This window comes from Nostoc sp. DedQUE04 (genome assembly GCF_034530995.1).
Lineage (GTDB): Bacteria > Cyanobacteriota > Cyanobacteriia > Cyanobacteriales > Nostocaceae > Nostoc.
In genome coordinates this window covers 41527-56757 of record NZ_JAVRCA010000055.1, presented here as the reverse complement: position 1 = coordinate 56757, position 15231 = coordinate 41527, and the positions used below count along the sequence as shown (strand labels likewise).

Annotated in this window: 19 protein-coding genes and 2 pseudogenes; 12 read left to right on the top strand and 9 right to left on the bottom strand. The window is 42.4% G+C overall.

The genetic code is table 11. The features are described from left to right. Positions 1-1000 (top strand): annotated as a pseudogene (locus tag RM049_RS29100) (hypothetical protein); the annotation flags it as partial. A 209-nt stretch (positions 1001-1209) separates the two neighbouring features. Here RM049_RS29100 and RM049_RS29095 read toward each other — a convergent pair. Together RM049_RS29095 and RM049_RS29090 are read right to left on the bottom strand one after the other, a co-directional pair. Continuing rightward, the gene (locus RM049_RS29095; protein WP_322706654.1) at positions 1210-1401 is read right to left on the bottom strand and encodes an AbrB/MazE/SpoVT family DNA-binding domain-containing protein; all 192 of its coding nucleotides are present in this window, start codon (positions 1399-1401) and stop codon (positions 1210-1212) included. A 97-nt stretch (positions 1402-1498) separates the two neighbouring features. Continuing rightward, positions 1499-2335: an Rpn family recombination-promoting nuclease/putative transposase gene (locus tag RM049_RS29090; RefSeq protein ID WP_322706653.1), complete on the bottom strand. Its 837-nt coding sequence runs from the start codon at positions 2333-2335 to the stop codon at positions 1499-1501. Between the two features lie 285 nt (positions 2336-2620). Here RM049_RS29090 and RM049_RS29085 point away from each other — a divergent pair, with 285 nt between their 5' ends. From RM049_RS29085 to RM049_RS29050, 8 genes and pseudogenes are all read left to right on the top strand, one after another. After that, a complete protein-coding gene (locus RM049_RS29085; RefSeq protein WP_322690824.1) occupies positions 2621-2869 on the top strand; it encodes a type II toxin-antitoxin system Phd/YefM family antitoxin in 249 nt (82 codons plus the stop codon). Between the two features lie 95 nt (positions 2870-2964). Beyond that, positions 2965-3225 (top strand): hypothetical protein, encoded by a 261-nt coding sequence (locus RM049_RS29080; RefSeq protein WP_322706652.1) that lies wholly within the window; start codon positions 2965-2967, stop codon positions 3223-3225. Positions 3226-3309: 84 nt separating this feature from the next. Continuing rightward, positions 3310-3699: a hypothetical protein gene (locus RM049_RS29075; RefSeq protein ID WP_322706651.1), complete on the top strand. Its 390-nt coding sequence runs from the start codon at positions 3310-3312 to the stop codon at positions 3697-3699. A 191-nt stretch (positions 3700-3890) separates the two neighbouring features. Then, positions 3891-4070: a hypothetical protein gene (locus tag RM049_RS29070; protein ID WP_322706650.1), complete on the top strand. Its 180-nt coding sequence runs from the start codon at positions 3891-3893 to the stop codon at positions 4068-4070. Positions 4071-4435: 365 nt separating this feature from the next. After that, positions 4436-6244 (top strand): ABC transporter ATP-binding protein, encoded by a 1809-nt coding sequence (locus tag RM049_RS29065; RefSeq protein ID WP_322706649.1) that lies wholly within the window; start codon positions 4436-4438, stop codon positions 6242-6244. A 38-nt stretch (positions 6245-6282) separates the two neighbouring features. After that, the gene (locus tag RM049_RS29060; protein WP_322706648.1) at positions 6283-6711 is read left to right on the top strand and encodes a hypothetical protein; all 429 of its coding nucleotides are present in this window, start codon (positions 6283-6285) and stop codon (positions 6709-6711) included. A gap of 122 nt (positions 6712-6833) precedes the next feature. Next, positions 6834-7079: an AbrB/MazE/SpoVT family DNA-binding domain-containing protein gene (locus RM049_RS29055; RefSeq protein WP_069069158.1), complete on the top strand. Its 246-nt coding sequence runs from the start codon at positions 6834-6836 to the stop codon at positions 7077-7079. Next, a pseudogene (locus RM049_RS29050) lies at positions 7066-7455 on the top strand (PIN domain-containing protein). The gene RM049_RS29055 and the pseudogene RM049_RS29050 overlap by 14 nt, the downstream one beginning before the upstream one ends. Positions 7456-7479: 24 nt before the next feature. Here RM049_RS29050 and RM049_RS29045 read toward each other — a convergent pair. Beyond that, positions 7480-7614, bottom strand: coding sequence for a hypothetical protein (locus RM049_RS29045; protein WP_322706647.1), 135 nt, complete (start codon positions 7612-7614; stop codon positions 7480-7482). After that, a complete protein-coding gene (locus RM049_RS29040) occupies positions 7602-7856 on the bottom strand; it encodes a hypothetical protein (protein WP_322706646.1) in 255 nt (84 codons plus the stop codon). The genes RM049_RS29045 and RM049_RS29040 overlap by 13 nt, the downstream gene beginning before the upstream one ends. Before the next feature lie 226 nt (positions 7857-8082). Between RM049_RS29040 and RM049_RS29035 the strand changes: the two genes are divergently transcribed. Further along, positions 8083-8211 (top strand): hypothetical protein, encoded by a 129-nt coding sequence (locus RM049_RS29035; RefSeq protein WP_322706645.1) that lies wholly within the window; start codon positions 8083-8085, stop codon positions 8209-8211. Positions 8212-8285: 74 nt separating this feature from the next. Here the strand turns inward: RM049_RS29035 and RM049_RS29030 are convergent, their stop codons facing one another. After that, a complete protein-coding gene (locus tag RM049_RS29030; protein ID WP_322706644.1) occupies positions 8286-10877 on the bottom strand; it encodes a tetratricopeptide repeat protein in 2592 nt (863 codons plus the stop codon). 60 nt (positions 10878-10937) lie between these two features. Beyond that, positions 10938-11372: a hypothetical protein gene (locus tag RM049_RS29025; RefSeq protein WP_322706643.1), complete on the bottom strand. Its 435-nt coding sequence runs from the start codon at positions 11370-11372 to the stop codon at positions 10938-10940. Between the two features lie 218 nt (positions 11373-11590). Between RM049_RS29025 and RM049_RS29020 the strand changes: the two genes are divergently transcribed. Together RM049_RS29020 and RM049_RS29015 are read left to right on the top strand one after the other, a co-directional pair. Next, entirely contained in the window at positions 11591-11809 is a 219-nt protein-coding gene (locus RM049_RS29020) for a hypothetical protein (protein ID WP_322690835.1), read from the top strand. A gap of 96 nt (positions 11810-11905) precedes the next feature. Next, entirely contained in the window at positions 11906-12580 is a 675-nt protein-coding gene (locus tag RM049_RS29015; protein WP_322706642.1) for a PD-(D/E)XK nuclease family protein, read from the top strand. 199 nt (positions 12581-12779) lie between these two features. Here the strand turns inward: RM049_RS29015 and RM049_RS29010 are convergent, their stop codons facing one another. The 3 genes from RM049_RS29010 to RM049_RS29000 all read right to left on the bottom strand — a co-directional run bounded on the left by RM049_RS29010 (position 12780) and on the right by RM049_RS29000 (position 15183). After that, entirely contained in the window at positions 12780-13187 is a 408-nt protein-coding gene (locus RM049_RS29010; RefSeq protein ID WP_322706641.1) for a transcriptional regulator, read from the bottom strand. 193 nt (positions 13188-13380) lie between these two features. Beyond that, entirely contained in the window at positions 13381-13683 is a 303-nt protein-coding gene (locus tag RM049_RS29005; protein WP_322706640.1) for a type II toxin-antitoxin system HigB family toxin, read from the bottom strand. A 117-nt stretch (positions 13684-13800) separates the two neighbouring features. Continuing rightward, a complete protein-coding gene (locus RM049_RS29000; RefSeq protein ID WP_322706639.1) occupies positions 13801-15183 on the bottom strand; it encodes a cytochrome P450 in 1383 nt (460 codons plus the stop codon). Between the last annotated feature and the right edge of the window lie 48 nt (positions 15184-15231).

Genomic DNA, 15231 nt, shown 5'->3' with positions numbered 1-15231 from the left:
TCAGGATGAGTATTTTCGTGCCAATGCCTTGAGTGCCTTAGCCCAGAAACTGCCAGAGTTATTGCCAGAAGCCCTTGCTGCTGCCAGGGCAATACAGTCTGAGTCAAAGCGTGCCAATGCCTTGAGTGACTTAGCCCAGAAACTGCCACCAGAGTTGTTGCCAGAAGCCCTTGCTGCTGCCAGGGCGATTCAGGATGAGTATTTTCGTGCCAATGCCTTGAGTGCCTTAGCCCAGAAACTGCCAGAGTTATTGCCAGAAGCCCTTGCTGCTGCCAGGGCAATACACTATGACGATTTTCGTGCCTATACCTTGAGTGCCTTAGCCCAGAAACTGCCAGAGTTATTGCCAGAAGCCCTTGCTGCTGCCAGGGCAATACAGTCTGAGTCAAAGCGTGCCAATGCCTTGAGTGACTTAGCCCAGAAACTGCCACCAGAGTTGTTGCCAGAAGCCCTTGCTGCTGCCAGGGCAATGCAGTCTGAGTTAAATCGTGCCTATGCCTTGAGTGCCTTAGCCCAGAAACTGCCACCAGAGTTGTTGCCAGAAGCCCTTGCTGCTGCCAGGGCAATGCAGTCTGAGTTAAATCGTGCCTATGCCTTGAGTGCCTTAGCCCAGAAACTGCCACCAGAGTTGTTGCCAAAAGCCCTTGCTGCTGCCAGGGCAATACAGTCTGAGTCAAATCGTGCCAAAGCCTTGAGTGTCTTAGCCCAGAAACTGCCACCAGAGTTATTGCCAGAAGCCCTTGCTGCTGCCAGGGCGATTCAGCATGAGCATTCTCGTGCCGAAGCCTTGAGTGCCTTAGCTGACAGTTTATCACAAATGCCATCTACGAAACTTTTTCCCCTTTGGCAAGATACACTTCATGAGCTATCCCTTCGCACTCGCCCTAATTTGCTGCAAGATATCAAGGTATTGTTTCCAGTTATCTTTGCATTAGGTGGTAAAGCAGCAACGGTAGAAATTGCTCGTGCGATTGTGGATGTGGCGCGATGGTGGAAATAATTTTTAATTCGTAATTCGTAATTCGTAATTCGTAATTTGTAATTTAAGAGAGTTAGATTTAACTTGCATCTGTAGCGTGATTTTGGTCAATTGGTATAAGGGGATGCAGGATCTACAGTTTTAAGCGAAGTGCGATCGCCTTTTACAACTACTCAACCCAATTCTCTCTGGTGTCGATGAGTTAGTGATCGCAATTAATCATAAAATCATCACAGATAATTGTCTAGAGTGTCAATGAGCGATCGCCAGGGGTTATCTTTGGCAATGAGAGCGATCGCGTTACCAATTTTTTTGATATAGACTTCTGTGCCAGTAAGTTGACAATCTTCCGGTAAAATAACAACTTGGTGAATGCCATCAGTGCTGAGTTTGGCGGTGTTCATGATATTACTTTTCGGCATTGCAGTTGCTCATCGTTAAACTATAGATGTAAGCGACTATCTAAAAGTTAAGCAATGCGATCGCTTCTATCTTAGCAGCACCTACAGAAGAGTGGACTTATCGTTCTGCTAACCACGACTGTAAATCAGCCACACTGGTAAAATCTAACAATGCTTCACTCAAGTCTTCCAGAACAGGTAAAGGTAAACCAGTGATGGCAGAACGCATTTCTGGAGTCAGTTCGCCAAATCGCTTTTTTAGCTGTCGCATAACTAGATTCACTGTTGCTTCCTCGCGCCCTTCTTCCTTAATTTCCCGATAAACTCGCGTTTCCTTGAGTGTGATTCCCAGCATCGACTCTACCTCGCTTCTACTTAATTGCTCAAACTTGTACACCATAATCGTCGTAATCATCTCTATTATGGCGCGACTTGTGGGTGATGATACTTCTTGCCGAGTTCTAGTTAATAAATATCTGGCTTGTTCTGGTGCTTGTTCTTCGTTAATTGTCGTTAATACCATCAGCGCTACCCATAAAGGTAAGGTACGAATATCCCCTAATTCATCTAAATATATTCGATGCACTTGTTCGCCATTAAGCAATGAGCGATGGGGATAAATCTGGCTTTGTTCCAGACTGCGAGATGGGTAAATTATGACTACTTGCCAATCGCTAAATCTCTCACGGTTGCGGTAAAAATATAGTGAGGACTCAGCAAATACTCTTTCGTAAAGCTGTTCATCTTTTTGGAATTGGACTTCACAAAAATACACTACTCCTGCACCTGCATTTTCTGGTGGGAGGAATACGCCGTCAATTTCAAATTTCGGTTCTTTAACTGCTACTGAGTCAAATCGATAGGCACTAGCATTTGTTGGCGGATTGGTCAATAATTCAAATAATAACGTGGGAGATTGTTGAAATAGTTTGTAAAATATCGAGTCTCGGCGCATAAAGTATTCTTATTTTGCTGAACCGAGTCCACACTACCATAGAAATTTTGAGTGATTTTGAAAGTTCTCACTTCGTATGATAATGGCAATCGCCCTTCCACAATAAGCGATCGCACTATCTCTCACAAACTGCGTAGTTTACTGCCGTAGGCATCGCCTATATCGGTCTTTCCTACATAATACTAGGCGATCGCTTTTCCATAAACTGCGTAGTTTACCGCCGTAGGCATCGCCCACTCATCCAGTGTTATCGTAAAGAATATTAGGAATTAATTACCAAGGCAGATGACTATTACTGTCAACGTTGCCGAAGCAACTGCCAAATTTAGCGAACTTCTGAGTCAGGTATTGCTCGGTGAAGAAGTCGTGATTGCTGAACAGGGGATTCCAGTTGCACGTTTAGTTGCTCTTACGAATACCAGTTCTCCTCGCATTCCAGGCTTAGATAAAGGTAAAGTGTTTATTGCACCAGATTTCAACGATCCTTTACCAGAAGAAATCTTGAGTGATTTTGAAAATTCTAACCTCGTTTAATAATGACTTTCTACAGACTGCGATCGCCTATATCGGTCTTTCTTATAGAATAAAGCGATCGCTTACAAGATTTTTGCCTACGCACTCCCCAACTTATGGGAGCAGCTTCGCAACTTATGGAAGCAGCTACAGAACTTACCGGAGCTGCTACAGAACTTACCGGAGCTGCTACAGAACTTACCGGAGCTGCTACAAAACTTATGGGAGCTGCTACAGAACTTATGGGAGCTGCTACAGAACTTATGGAAGCTGCTACAGAACTTATGGAAGCTGCTACAGAACTTATGGGAGCTTATAAATACTTACATCTAGTAATTAAGTCCCGAAAAATTACTGTTATCAATCAAAAACTTTAGTAAAAAAAATGCGAGTTTTACTGAACCGAAACGCAGTTTAATTGAGGCAAGCTAGCTCTAAGAGCATCTTAAAGGAGTAATTTTATGTCTCGTAAAAAACGCACATCCCGTGTTTTAGAAAAAGCTCAGTTAAGATCCGCCGGACTAAAATCGATTGTTCCAAGCGTCAAATTTGATGAAGATTATAGTCTAGAAAAATTAGTTGAGTCAATCGACCAGTTACGCAGCAAAATTGATGTTTATAATACTGCTCTGTCTGTGGTTGACTCTTCTAAAACTGAAATTGAAGAGATGGAAAAAAACTTGAGTGAGCTTTCTGAAAAAATGCTGATGGTGGTTGCGATCAAGTACGGCAAAGACAGCCGCGAATATGGGATGGCGGGTGGTGTTCGCTATAGCGATCGCACCCGCAAAATCAGATCGAGCCGCTTGAAAAATGTTGCAGAACAAGCATCTGATGAAAATGCAGGATAAGGTAAGAAGCGCAATGAATCGCCGTTTTTACAAAAAACTAATTATTGTAGAGACGGCGATTTATTGCGTCTGATTATTGTAGAGACGGCGATTTATCACGTCTTAAAGAAATCCCACAGAAATTGTTTCCAAAGTACCACCTACGACTTTAGAGTGTTGAAATAACTCAAATAGCTATCTGAAGGCGAGGTATGACAACAAACTTTAGTCGGCGTGAATTTATCTTGCTAGGTTCAGCAGGGTTTACTACCAGCTTACTGCTGCAAGCTTGCAGTAATCAGACAACACCAACAGCGACAACAACGAATGGTGCTGAAGAATTTAAAATAGCGATCGCGGTGCGGCAATTTTATATATTTCTACTGAGTTAGAAGAAGTGATGGCAATGAGCGATCGCACCTCTGGGGAAATTGTTTTTGGTTGTCCTGGACTTTTACGAACTTCCAGAATGTTTTTTAAAAAGGCTCACAGCCGGCTACACCTGGTTTTTGCTTATGGGCCGAGGTACTTTCAGTGTTGCTTTGAGTTCATAGCGCTTCATATAAAATTGGTATCATTTGTTATTTGTCATTTGTCATTAGTTATTTCTTATTCTCCCCCTGCGCCCCAGCTAGCTTTTGAATAAACTCAGTTACTAGTTTCTCATTAGTCTGTCTGAATCAATCTTCAGACTCAGGACTTAGGACTCAAGACTTTGTTCCGTGGTAATATCAGTCACACGAAACCGCAAAAAACCGTGGCTACTGCATTAAAATCTCATCGGGCATCAAGAAGGCGTAAACATTCAGCGCATCCTCTCCAACGTTTGCTTGAGTATGGACACCAGTATCGTAAACAAATTTGGCTGGCGACTATTTATTCTATCCTCAATAAGTTTTTCGACTTAGCACCACCCGGTTTAATTGGTATCGCGGTGGATGTAGTAGTTAAGCAACAGGATTCCATAATTGCACAGTTAGGGGTGCGGGATGTCTTTGGACAATTTTTGATTATTTCCTTCCTGACTGTCATCATTTGGATACTAGAATCGGTTTTTGAGTACGCCTACGCTCGACTTTGGCGGAATTTGGCTCAGAATATTCAGCATGACTTGCGTTTGGATGCATACAAACATTTGCAAGAGTTGGAATTGGCTTATTTTGAAGAACGCAGCACTGGCGGTTTAATGTCTGTCCTCAGTGATGATATTAACCAATTAGAGCGGTTTTTGGATGGGGGAGCAAATGATATCATCCAAGTTTCTGCAACGGTTCTAATTATTGGCGCTGCTTTCTTTATTCTGGCTCCTAGTGTAGCGTGGATGGCTTTGTCTCCGATGCCATTTATCCTCTGGGGTTCTTTTGCCTATCAACGGCTACTTGCGCCTCGCTATGCTGATGTCCGCGAAAAGGTAGGTTTTCTCAATTCGCGGTTGTCAAACAATATCAGCGGAATTACTACTATTAAAAGCTTCACATCTGAAGCTTATGAAGCCTATCGTTTGGAATTAGATAGTGACGCTTATCGTCACAGTAATTCTAAAGCAATTACTCTTTCTGCTGCTTTTGTGCCGTTAATTCGGATGCTGATTTTGGTGGGTTTTACAGCATTACTTTTATATGGCGGAATGGCAGCAGTTTCGGGAGCCATGTCTGTAGGTACTTACAGCGTATTAGTGTTTTTAATCCAGCGCTTGCTGTGGCCTTTAACTAGATTAGGCGAAACTTTTGACCAATATCAAAGGGCAATGGCTTCTACTAATCGAGTCATGAATTTATTAGATACTCCTATCGCCATTCATACAGGTGATGTGGCGTTACCTGTAAATGAAGTACGCGGGGAAGTGCAATTTAACAATGTTTATTTTGCTTATAAAGATAGATTTCCAGTAATTAAAAATCTGTCTTTGGATATTCCGGCGGGGAAAACTATTGCAATTGTTGGTTCTACTGGTTCTGGTAAAAGCACTTTAGTCAAACTCTTATTGCGGTTGTATGAGGTGCAAGCTGGAAACATTACTGTTGATGGCATTGATTTGCAAAGTTTGAATTTGCAAGATTTACGCCGTTGTATTGGTTTGGTGAGTCAAGATGTCTTTCTATTTCATGGCACTGTAGCAGAGAATATTGCTTATGGTAGCTTTGAGAATACAGAGCAAGAAATTATCACGGCAGCGAAGATAGCCGAGGCGCACGAATTTATTGTTGAATTGCCCGAAGGTTATGAGACAATTGTCGGGGAAAGAGGACAAAAGTTATCTGGTGGACAAAGACAACGGATTGCGATCGCCCGTGCAGTCTTAAAGAATCCCCCAATTCTGATTTTAGATGAAGCAACCTCGGCAGTAGATAATGAAACAGAAGCAGCAATCCAGCGATCGCTAGAACGGATTACAGTAGATAGAACTATAATTGCGATCGCTCATCGTCTTTCCACCATCCGCAATGCTGATTGCATTTATGTCATGGAACATGGGAAATTAGTAGAATCAGGAACCCATGAACAATTGCTAGAGAAAGACGGTATTTATTCCGGCCTCTGGCGCGTACAGTCAGGTTTGAGATAAATTTCGCCTATTGTCTGTGTCTTCATTACGAATTATTTATGTTTTTTGGTAATAGTCAACCAGAATCAGGTGATACTAAGTGGCGTCGCCAGTTGGATAAGTTTGTCAAAGCAAATCAGCAAGAGTTAGCGGCGCTGTTTTGGGGATTGTGGTTAGCAAATGGTGACAGTCAGGGTACTGTTGGTATTGATTTGCAACCAACGCCGCATTTTGTTTATTGTCCGAAAGAGCAGATAGAGAATTTAAATATTAAGGTTGATAATCGGCTTCAGGAAATTTTGGGAATTGTTGAGAATCACAAGCCGGATGTGGAAGTTGTGATGATTGGGATTGGGAAGGGGGAAATTAAGTTAATTCAGTTTGCACCGGAACCAGCGCCACCGATTTGTTTTGAGCAAGTTGGGAAGGATGTGGATGGGTTATTGGATGTGCTGGAAGAGAGGATGAGGGAGGAGATTGTTTTTTAACGCAGAGGGACGCGGAGGGAAGCGCAGAGGAACGCGGAGAAAAGACTCTATTTATACCGCTCGCTGTGTTGATCTGCCAATAAACGTTATATTTAGGTAAATAATTTATGTCAGGAAACGTAATGGCTAGCGTCACCATCACCACCAAAGGAGAAGTAATTATTCCTAAAGAAATTCGGGATTATCTTAATCTTGATATAGGTAGTAAGGTTGATTTTGTCATTGATGAAAATGGGACAGTTAAACTAATTCCACTCAATGTTCCTGTTCAAACTCTGTCCGGCATTTTACATCGTCCGGCGATGAAAAGTGCAACTTTAGAAGAAATGGAAGCAGCAATCCAAGAAGGCGCAAGTGATTGGAGTTGATACGAATATTTTAGTGCGCTACCTCACAAAAGATGATGAAAAGCAGTGGAAACAAGCTGCTGAAATTATCGAATCAGGAGAGCAATGTTTTGTAGCAAATATAGTTCTTTGTGAGTTGGTTTGGGTTTTACGGGGAAAGCCCTATGAATTTAGTAAGGAAGAAATTAGCAACACTATAGAGTTAATGTTGCAATGTTCAGTGTTTGAGTTAGAAAATCGCTCTTTAGTTTATCAAGTATGACAGCGATTTCATCAGGGAAAGGCAGATTTATCCGACTATTTAATCGGCGCGTTGGCGCAGCCCGCCGCAGGCATCGCTCAACATAATAGTTGTAGTCCAACAGTAACTTTTGACAGAAAGTTAAGAAGCGAATAGAAATTTAATTTACTTGAATAATGCTTATTTTGTAATCGGCGTAGGCGTAGCCCGTCGCAGACATCGCTCTCCATTATCAACGAACACATAAAAGCGATCGCTCACGAATGATGTCAGTACCTCATCTAGAATCACAACTGGTAGAATTAGTTCTCCCATGCATCTCGTTCTGCTTCGAGGTCTTGATTGATTTCTTCTACACTTCTGCCAACAGGACGCTGTTTGTGGATTTCTTCAAGCAGGTGGATAATCGATTGTCCTTCTAGTATCGTTTTTTGTGGTATCAGGACAATTACCTCAATAGTTTGTCCTACAGAGGTTGAGAGTGTATCGTCAGGCAAGGTGATTTCAATTTTGTTGCCTGGTAACACTTTAGTTTCAATGCGTAATGCTGATTGCATCAAGCCTTCTCCTGATTTGGTTTCTTTTTAGCTATTGTTTCTTCTATGGACTCCCTATCGTTCTATCCATTGTGGCTCAAAAAGCGATCGCGATCACAATTATCTCTCAACTATTAAAGGCGATCGCCTCTCGGTTTACAATCTAAATTAAGAGCGATGTCTTTGACGGGCTACGCCTACGCCCTCATAACACCATCATTCCACCTCAAAACAAGAATATTCTCGTTTGGAACAAGAACGTTCTCACTTAAAACAAAAACGTTCTCATTTGGAACAAGAACATTTTCACTTCAAACAAGAACGTTCTCGTTTAGAACAAAAACATTCTCATTTGAAACAGAAACGTTCTCACTAAAAACAGGAATGTTCTCGTTTAGAACGCGAAACTTGCAGATAAAAGCTTAATTGATGAGGTTGGGAACATGAATTTTACTGTTCTGAGGTAAAAGAATCGCGTAAATATGCTAAATTTTCACGCACAGTTACAGTATGAGGATGATTCATTCCTAAGCATCGCTCAAAAATATCTAAAGCTTGGCTGTACAATAGTTCAGTTTCGCTGTATCTGCCTTGGGAGTAGTAGAATGCGGCGAGGTTGTTGAGGCTAGTAGCAACATCGGGATGTTCTTCCCCCAGGAGCTTATGCCTGAGTGTTAAAGCTTGAATGTACAAGGATTCAGCTTCACTGTATCTACCTTGGGATCCATAGAGTCCCGCGAGGTTATTGAGGCTAGAGGCAACATGAGGATTTTCTTCTCCCAGTAGCTTGCGCGTAAGTGCCAAAGCTTGGATTAAAAGAGGTTCAGCTTCGCTGTATCTGCCTTGGGAGCAGTAGAGTAAAGCTAGGTTGTTGAGGCTTTGTGCAACATAGAGATGTTCTTCCCCCAGCAGACAGAGCCTGAGCGCCAAAGCTTGGATTAAAAGAGGTTCAGCTTCACTGTATCTGCCTTGGGAGCAGTAGAGGTTCGCTAGGTTGTTGAGGCTAGAGGCGACATCGGGATGTTCTTCTCCCAGCAGACTGCGCCTGAGTGTTAAAGCTTGAATGTACAAGAGTTCGGCTTCGCTGTATCTGCCTTGCGAGTAGTAGAGTACCGCGAGGTCGTTGAGGCTAGTGGCAACATCGGGATGTTCTTCTCCCAGCAGACTGCGCCTGAGTGTTAAAGCTTGAATGTACAAGGATGCAGCTTCACTGTATCTACCTTGGGATTCATAGAGTCCCGCGAGGTTGTTGAGGCTAGAGGCAACATGAGGATGTTCTTCCCCTTGTAGTTTGCGCCTGAGTACTAAAGCTTGGATGAGAAGGGGTTCGGCTTCGCTGTATCTGCCTTGGGATTCGTATAGGAACGCGAGGTTGTTAAGGCTAGAAGCAACATGGGGATGTTCTTCTCCCAGCAGACTGCGCCTAAGCGCCAAAGCTTGGATGTACAAGGGTTCGGCTTCGCTATATCTGCCTTGGAATTTGTAGAGTAAAGCGAGGTTGTTGAGGCATTGTGCAACATGGGGATGTTCTTCTCCCAGCAGACTGCGCTTGAGCGCCAAAGCTTGGATGTACAAAGGTTCGGCTTCACTGTATCTGCCTTGGGAACGGTAGAGTTCCGCTAGGTTATTGAGGCTAATTGCAACATTTGGGTGTTCTTCTCCCAGCAGTTTGCGTGTGAGTACTAAAGCTTGGATGTACAAGGGTTCAGCTTTGCTATATTTACCTTGGGATTGGTAGAGTGCTGCGAGGTTGTTGAGGCTAGAGGCGACATCGGGATGTTCTTCCCCGATGCGTTTTTTAGTAATTTCTAGACACCGTTCATACCAAGGTTCAACTTTATCATACAATCCTTGACCATTGTAAAACCAAGCGTTGCCAGTGAATACCCAAGTTAAATCATCATCGCTGACGTATTGAATGAGATTGTTTGCCACTTCTGCCACATGAGGTATTGCTGGAGTGACAGCCTTAATTTGCTCAAGTATGGGTTCTGGACGAATATCTTTAGCAACTGCTACCATTAGCCCGCAAAACGATCGCTTTAATTCCTCTGCCTGTTCTAAATCTGTAAGCTTATATTGGAAAAACTCGCGCAACAGTGGATGCAATTGGTAAATTCCCTCATCTTTGCGCTGGAGTAAATGCAAATTCAATAACTTATCATCCCGAATTTCCTCTAACTCTTCCTCGTCTTCCTCTGGTAAACACTGTTCTACCAAATCCCAAGTTATAGGCGCGGCGGCAAATAAACTCAATAAACAGCCCAACTGCTTTTCATCGTCGTTTAATTCTTGCCAACTCAACTCAAAGGCTGCTAACACACCCCGTTGTGCTGTCATATCGCCTTCTGGTTTATCCCAAGCGGGTTTTTCTAGTCGCTTTTTCTCCAACTGTCGCAACATTTCTGTTAAAGAAAGGTCTACTTTGCGCTTGAGATATCGCCCCACTAATTCCAAACCCAAAGGCAAATATCCCAACCACTCACACAACTGATTTGCCACAGCTAATTCTTGCTCAATTCGCTGTGGTGTTTCTTTAAAAAATGACTTTAATAACTCCAGCGCCGCTTCTGGTTGCAATACATCCAGAGATAATTGCTTAATAGATGCTCCTAAATATTGGCGCGTGGTAATCAACACTTTAAACCTGGAAGATGACGAGGGTAAGTAAGGCTTAACCTGCTGAAATTCCCCAACATCGTCTAACACTAGCAACACGTCGCCCTCACGCCAATGCCGCCAGCAGTATCGCACTTGGGCAAAGACATCCAAACCTTCTGGTATGTTTAAATCAAGATGAGTTCTGGCAAACTCCACAACTTCAGTGCCCACATCACCAACTTTTGCCAACAACCAGCAAATTCCACCTTTGTAAGTTTCGCGGTGATTCCTGGCATATTGTAGGGCAAGTTCCGTTTTACCAACTCCACCCATCCCAGCAACAGCAGCTATCGCCACCTGTTCGTTTTCCTGTAAAAGCTGGTGGAGATTTTGCAATTCCACTTCACGTCCAACAAACTCCACCACCCCACTTAAGGGCAAATTTTGCGGTATTTCGGTAGCGAGATTTGACTTTACCTGTTCTCCTCCAGGCGAATGCAGTCAGAAAATATTAGTACCAGTGAAAGTATTTCCTTGAAAGACGTTTTTAATAGACTCAGCTAACTTTGTAGAATTAATGATGGTTGCTGGTTGTGAGTTCAGCCCATTTGCTAAAGCTTGGACTTTTGACGCTACTTGAGGATCGGCGTTTACTGCTGCTTCCACGTCCCGCACTGATTGAGCAATTTCGGTATCGGCTTCTGCTGCGGCTTTCAACTCTAGTACCGCTTTGCCATAATCTAACGGCTGCTGTGTATTTTCTGGTGTCGCCTCTGCTAACAAAGGCAATTTATTTTTATTACGTAGCTGTGCGATTAATTTACCGCTTGCTTCTAACCCTGCTTCCCCAAGCTTTTCGCCAGTTTTTTCTAAGGCTTTAGTTAAAACTATAGTAGCGATCGCAGTTGCAACAGCCGTTAGTGTTACAGGTTCCATAATTTTATGAATAACAACCGAAATTCCACTGAAAGCTATTCTAGCCTAGCCCGATCATCACATTTCTTGATTTTGTCTGTGCAGACACAGTTTTTAACGTTAACCCTCTGCTAAGAGTGGGTTTCTTGACTTGAGCGGACTGGCGTTGTGTTATGGCCTAGCCTAAAGCACCAAAACCTTTAACTGATGCGTTACGCTAATAACGCTAAAGTCATAGTATGACTATTAAAATCACAACCCAAATGCAAGCTGATAAATACCCTTTTGCTCAAGAACTGATTACTGATATGGAAGGTAATATCCGCAAAGTAGTCATAGATTTTGATGACTATCTACGCTTGCTAGAAGCTATTGAGGATCAAGGACTTATCTTAGCAATGAAGGCAGTAGAACATGAAATACCTCTAAATATTGATGAAGCATTAGCACAACTATAACAAGAGCGATTATCCAAAGTTTTACTTGTGTGCAAGATGAACTGCGATTTCTAATCGCTACTTTCTTAATTACGAATTACGAATTACGAATTACAAATGCTACCTCAAATTAATAGTAAATCCCTGAGAGAAAATGGCAAACAATATTATGTAGATGCCAAGGGAAACCGCTTCCCTAGCGTCACCACAATACTTAATGTCACCAAACCCCAAGCAGACAGAGACAGATTATTAAATTGGAAAGCGCGTGTAGGAACAGAAGAAGCCACCCGCATATCTACAAACGCCAGTCGTCGGGGAACCCAAACACACAAACAAATTGAGCGCTACCTCCTGGGACAAAATCCTGTTTGTCCCGAAAACAGTCGCCCTTACTGGGAAAGTATTCAGCCAGTTTTAGCAGAAATCGACACAGTGAAACTTGTAGAAGGCTCCGTTTTTCATTACGATTTGAGCTATTCTGGCAAAGTAGATTGTATTGCCAGCTATCAAGGCATTCCCTGTATTTGCGAGTGGAAAACAGCAGACAAACCTAAAGGTTCAATCGAGCATTTATACGAACATCCACTGCAAATTACAGCATACATTGGAGCAATTAACAACTATTATCGAGATTATGGCATTCAGCTAAATCATGCTTTGTTAGTAGTCGCAATTCCAGAGATGCCAGCTGAGGTATTTTGGTTTGAACCAGCAGCGATTAAAGATTACTGGCAGCAATGGGAAAAAAGAGTCGCCGAATATTGGGAACGTAGAAGTGTTTGGAGTTGATGAGTGGGATTCTGGTTCAAAGATGCGGTAAGTGCTTTGATTTAAATTGCTGCGATCGCCGTTAAAGAAATACTGCTAATTATGCATTGCCTCCTACCCACTTCGAGATGGGGGACGAAAGGAACTTAAATGCATCTTGCTACATCAGTTGCCTTGCTGTAAAGTTGGAATGCAATGAGAATTTGTAAATTTTTTCCTCTTATGATTCAAAAAAAGCAGCTGGCGAAATGTGAAAAAACTCTGCAAGTTTGCTAATGTGATTAACTGTTAGCTTGCGCTGTCCACTCAAGACTTCAGATACAATAGACTCGGTTTTAAAGATAGGAATTAAGTCTTTCTGTCGCAAACCAAATTCGGCAATCATTGCTTGAAGTAATTCTACACCATGAATATCAGGTATAGAATGATGTTTTTGTTCATACTCGTAAACCAGAGTACCTAAAACATTGAGATAATCTTGTGCATCTGGTGTTAATTCAACTTTATCAATTAAGGAATCAATGACTTCTTGCGTAGCCAGCAATTCTTCCTCGGAAGTTACGGGACGAGGAGGAAATGATTTGAGTAATTCAATATACGCTTTAGTAACAGGTGTTTTAGGAGTCATTTTGCTAGATATCTGATTGTTTCAATCCCTAATAGGGATTTTGATTAATTGGAATTCAAACACTTATGCTCATATTAGTATTCAGATATCTGAGAGTTTCAGTCCTTAATAGGGGATTTTAATTAATTATATCTGAGGGCTTCAATGCCTAAAAATGATTTGTAAAATTGTTACCCCAAAAGAATAGTTATCATCAAGCGAACCAATAATCGTTTTTCCATTCATCTTTGTCATATTCGGCATGTGTCAATATATGGCGAATAAAAACTTTTTGGCATTTGTAATCTACTAAAGTAATAAGTCGATAATTATTACCACTTATGTTAAAAACTGTGAAATTACCGACTGGATCGGCTGAGGGAAAAGTTTGGCGTAACTCTACCAAGTTCTGCCACTCCGCTACAGATGTCAGTTTGTACCATAACCGCAGGCTAGTTTGTGCATTAGAGTGCTTTTCCCAAAACTCAACAAGTCTTGCACGACTGATAATGTGCATAAATTTTTAGTACATAGTATTTTTTCATGTAAGTGTCTCTTGGTCGATACGAGATGGTTTGATAATCTTAGCAAATTGCGAAGTTAGGGTGGGCATCTTAATGCTCACCCTAGTTGCCTAAACTAACGCTGCTGTATTTGCACGCTTAACTTGAGGTGTTGCAACCATCCGCATTCCGGCTGGTGCAGCTAAAGTTAACCCACGGCGCACAGGACGCACGGGACGTTTATTCACTAGCGAAACTTGAAATTCTGATAAAACAGTTGCCAAGACAATTTTCATTTCATACTGGGCAAATGCCATTCCAATACAACGACGATTACCGCCACCAAAGGGTAAATATTCATAAGGTGAATATTGTCTTCCTAAAAAGCGTTCTGGTTTGAACTGCTTGGATTGGGGATAAACTTCTTCCCGATGATGCGCTAAATAAATACTGGGGATTATTACCGTTCCCTCTCGCAGTTCGTAGCCCATAATTGTAATTGGGGTTTTCACAATCCGAGGGAAAGCAGTCATGACAATTGGGTAAAGTCGTAGTGTTTCTTGGCAAACTGCTGTCAAATACGGCAATTTACCTACACTACTCAAATCGTGGTTAACTCCAATGGTGTTGAGTTCCTTTAGCAACTTCTCACGCACCTCTGGTAAACGATCGATCCAGTAAAAAGCCCACGTCAATGCTGAAGCGGTGGTTTCATGTCCCGCAACTAGCAGCGTCATTAACTCGTCGTGTAATTCTTCATCTGACATCCCTTGACCATCGTCGTAACGAGCCGCCATCATCAAACTTAGGATATCTTGACGATTTTGTTCAGATTCAGCCCGACGTTCTCGAAGTAAAGCATAAATCAGTCGATCGATTTTTTGCCGTTGTTGCAGAACCCAACCCCACGGACTCCACGCACCGAAATCTTTTTGCATGAACTGGAAAAAGAAGGCGCTGGACATTATGGGCGAAGTGATGAAGTCTAGTAAGTCACTTAGCGATCGCCTCAGTTCCTCAAACAGTTCTCCATCATTCAAACCAAATACAACCCGTAAAATAACACGCAAGGTAATTTCTTGCATCGACTCACGGATCTTAAAAGGCTTGTCAATTTGCCATTCATTAGTCACCTGTCGGGTGATTTCCCGAATTTCCTCGCCGTAAGCCCGCATTCTTTCGCCATGAAAGGGAGGAGCTAATAATTGCCGTTGCCTCTGGTGGCGATCGCCATCCGCTAACATAAAAGAGCGATCGCCAAGTAAAAATTTTAGTCCTATGTTCCCCCTGCCAACCTCAAAATGCCTGGAATCGGCAGTAAAAATCTGCTCAAGCGCTTGGGGTTGACTAAAATACACAAGATGGTTATCAGAGCGATTACTCCTGATCGTGAAAGTGTCACCGTAGATTTGGGCAAAATCATCCACATATTTCACTGGCTGAGTAATAAACTTGATCATCCGTAACCAGCGTGGCATTTGAGGCCCATCGGGCAGATTGTAAGTTGTTGTCATAGAATTTTGTGGAGTTGATGGCTTCTGAATTTTATTGTTACGACTTTT

Bases quoted from the DNA above. Each gene is read 5' to 3' on its own strand.
- RM049_RS29095 (WP_322706654.1), bottom strand. From the start codon at position 1,401: ATGCCGAAAAGTAATATCATGAACACCGCCAAACTCAGCACTGATGGC.
- RM049_RS29090 (WP_322706653.1), bottom strand. From the start codon at position 2,335: ATGCGCCGAGACTCGATATTTTACAAACTATTTCAACAATCTCCCACG.
- RM049_RS29085 (WP_322690824.1), top strand. From the start codon at position 2,621: ATGACTATTACTGTCAACGTTGCCGAAGCAACTGCCAAATTTAGCGAA.
- RM049_RS29080 (WP_322706652.1), top strand. From the start codon at position 2,965: ATGGGAGCAGCTTCGCAACTTATGGAAGCAGCTACAGAACTTACCGGA.
- RM049_RS29075 (WP_322706651.1), top strand. From the start codon at position 3,310: ATGTCTCGTAAAAAACGCACATCCCGTGTTTTAGAAAAAGCTCAGTTA.
- RM049_RS29070 (WP_322706650.1), top strand. From the start codon at position 3,891: ATGACAACAAACTTTAGTCGGCGTGAATTTATCTTGCTAGGTTCAGCA.
- RM049_RS29060 (WP_322706648.1), top strand. From the start codon at position 6,283: ATGTTTTTTGGTAATAGTCAACCAGAATCAGGTGATACTAAGTGGCGT.
- RM049_RS29055 (WP_069069158.1), top strand. From the start codon at position 6,834: ATGGCTAGCGTCACCATCACCACCAAAGGAGAAGTAATTATTCCTAAA.
- RM049_RS29045 (WP_322706647.1), bottom strand. From the start codon at position 7,614: ATGGGAGAACTAATTCTACCAGTTGTGATTCTAGATGAGGTACTGACA.
- RM049_RS29040 (WP_322706646.1), bottom strand. From the start codon at position 7,856: ATGCAATCAGCATTACGCATTGAAACTAAAGTGTTACCAGGCAACAAA.
- RM049_RS29025 (WP_322706643.1), bottom strand. From the start codon at position 11,372: ATGGAACCTGTAACACTAACGGCTGTTGCAACTGCGATCGCTACTATA.
- RM049_RS29020 (WP_322690835.1), top strand. From the start codon at position 11,591: ATGACTATTAAAATCACAACCCAAATGCAAGCTGATAAATACCCTTTT.
- RM049_RS29015 (WP_322706642.1), top strand. From the start codon at position 11,906: ATGCTACCTCAAATTAATAGTAAATCCCTGAGAGAAAATGGCAAACAA.
- RM049_RS29010 (WP_322706641.1), bottom strand. From the start codon at position 13,187: ATGACTCCTAAAACACCTGTTACTAAAGCGTATATTGAATTACTCAAA.
- RM049_RS29005 (WP_322706640.1), bottom strand. From the start codon at position 13,683: ATGCACATTATCAGTCGTGCAAGACTTGTTGAGTTTTGGGAAAAGCAC.
- RM049_RS29000 (WP_322706639.1), bottom strand. From the start codon at position 15,183: ATGACAACAACTTACAATCTGCCCGATGGGCCTCAAATGCCACGCTGG.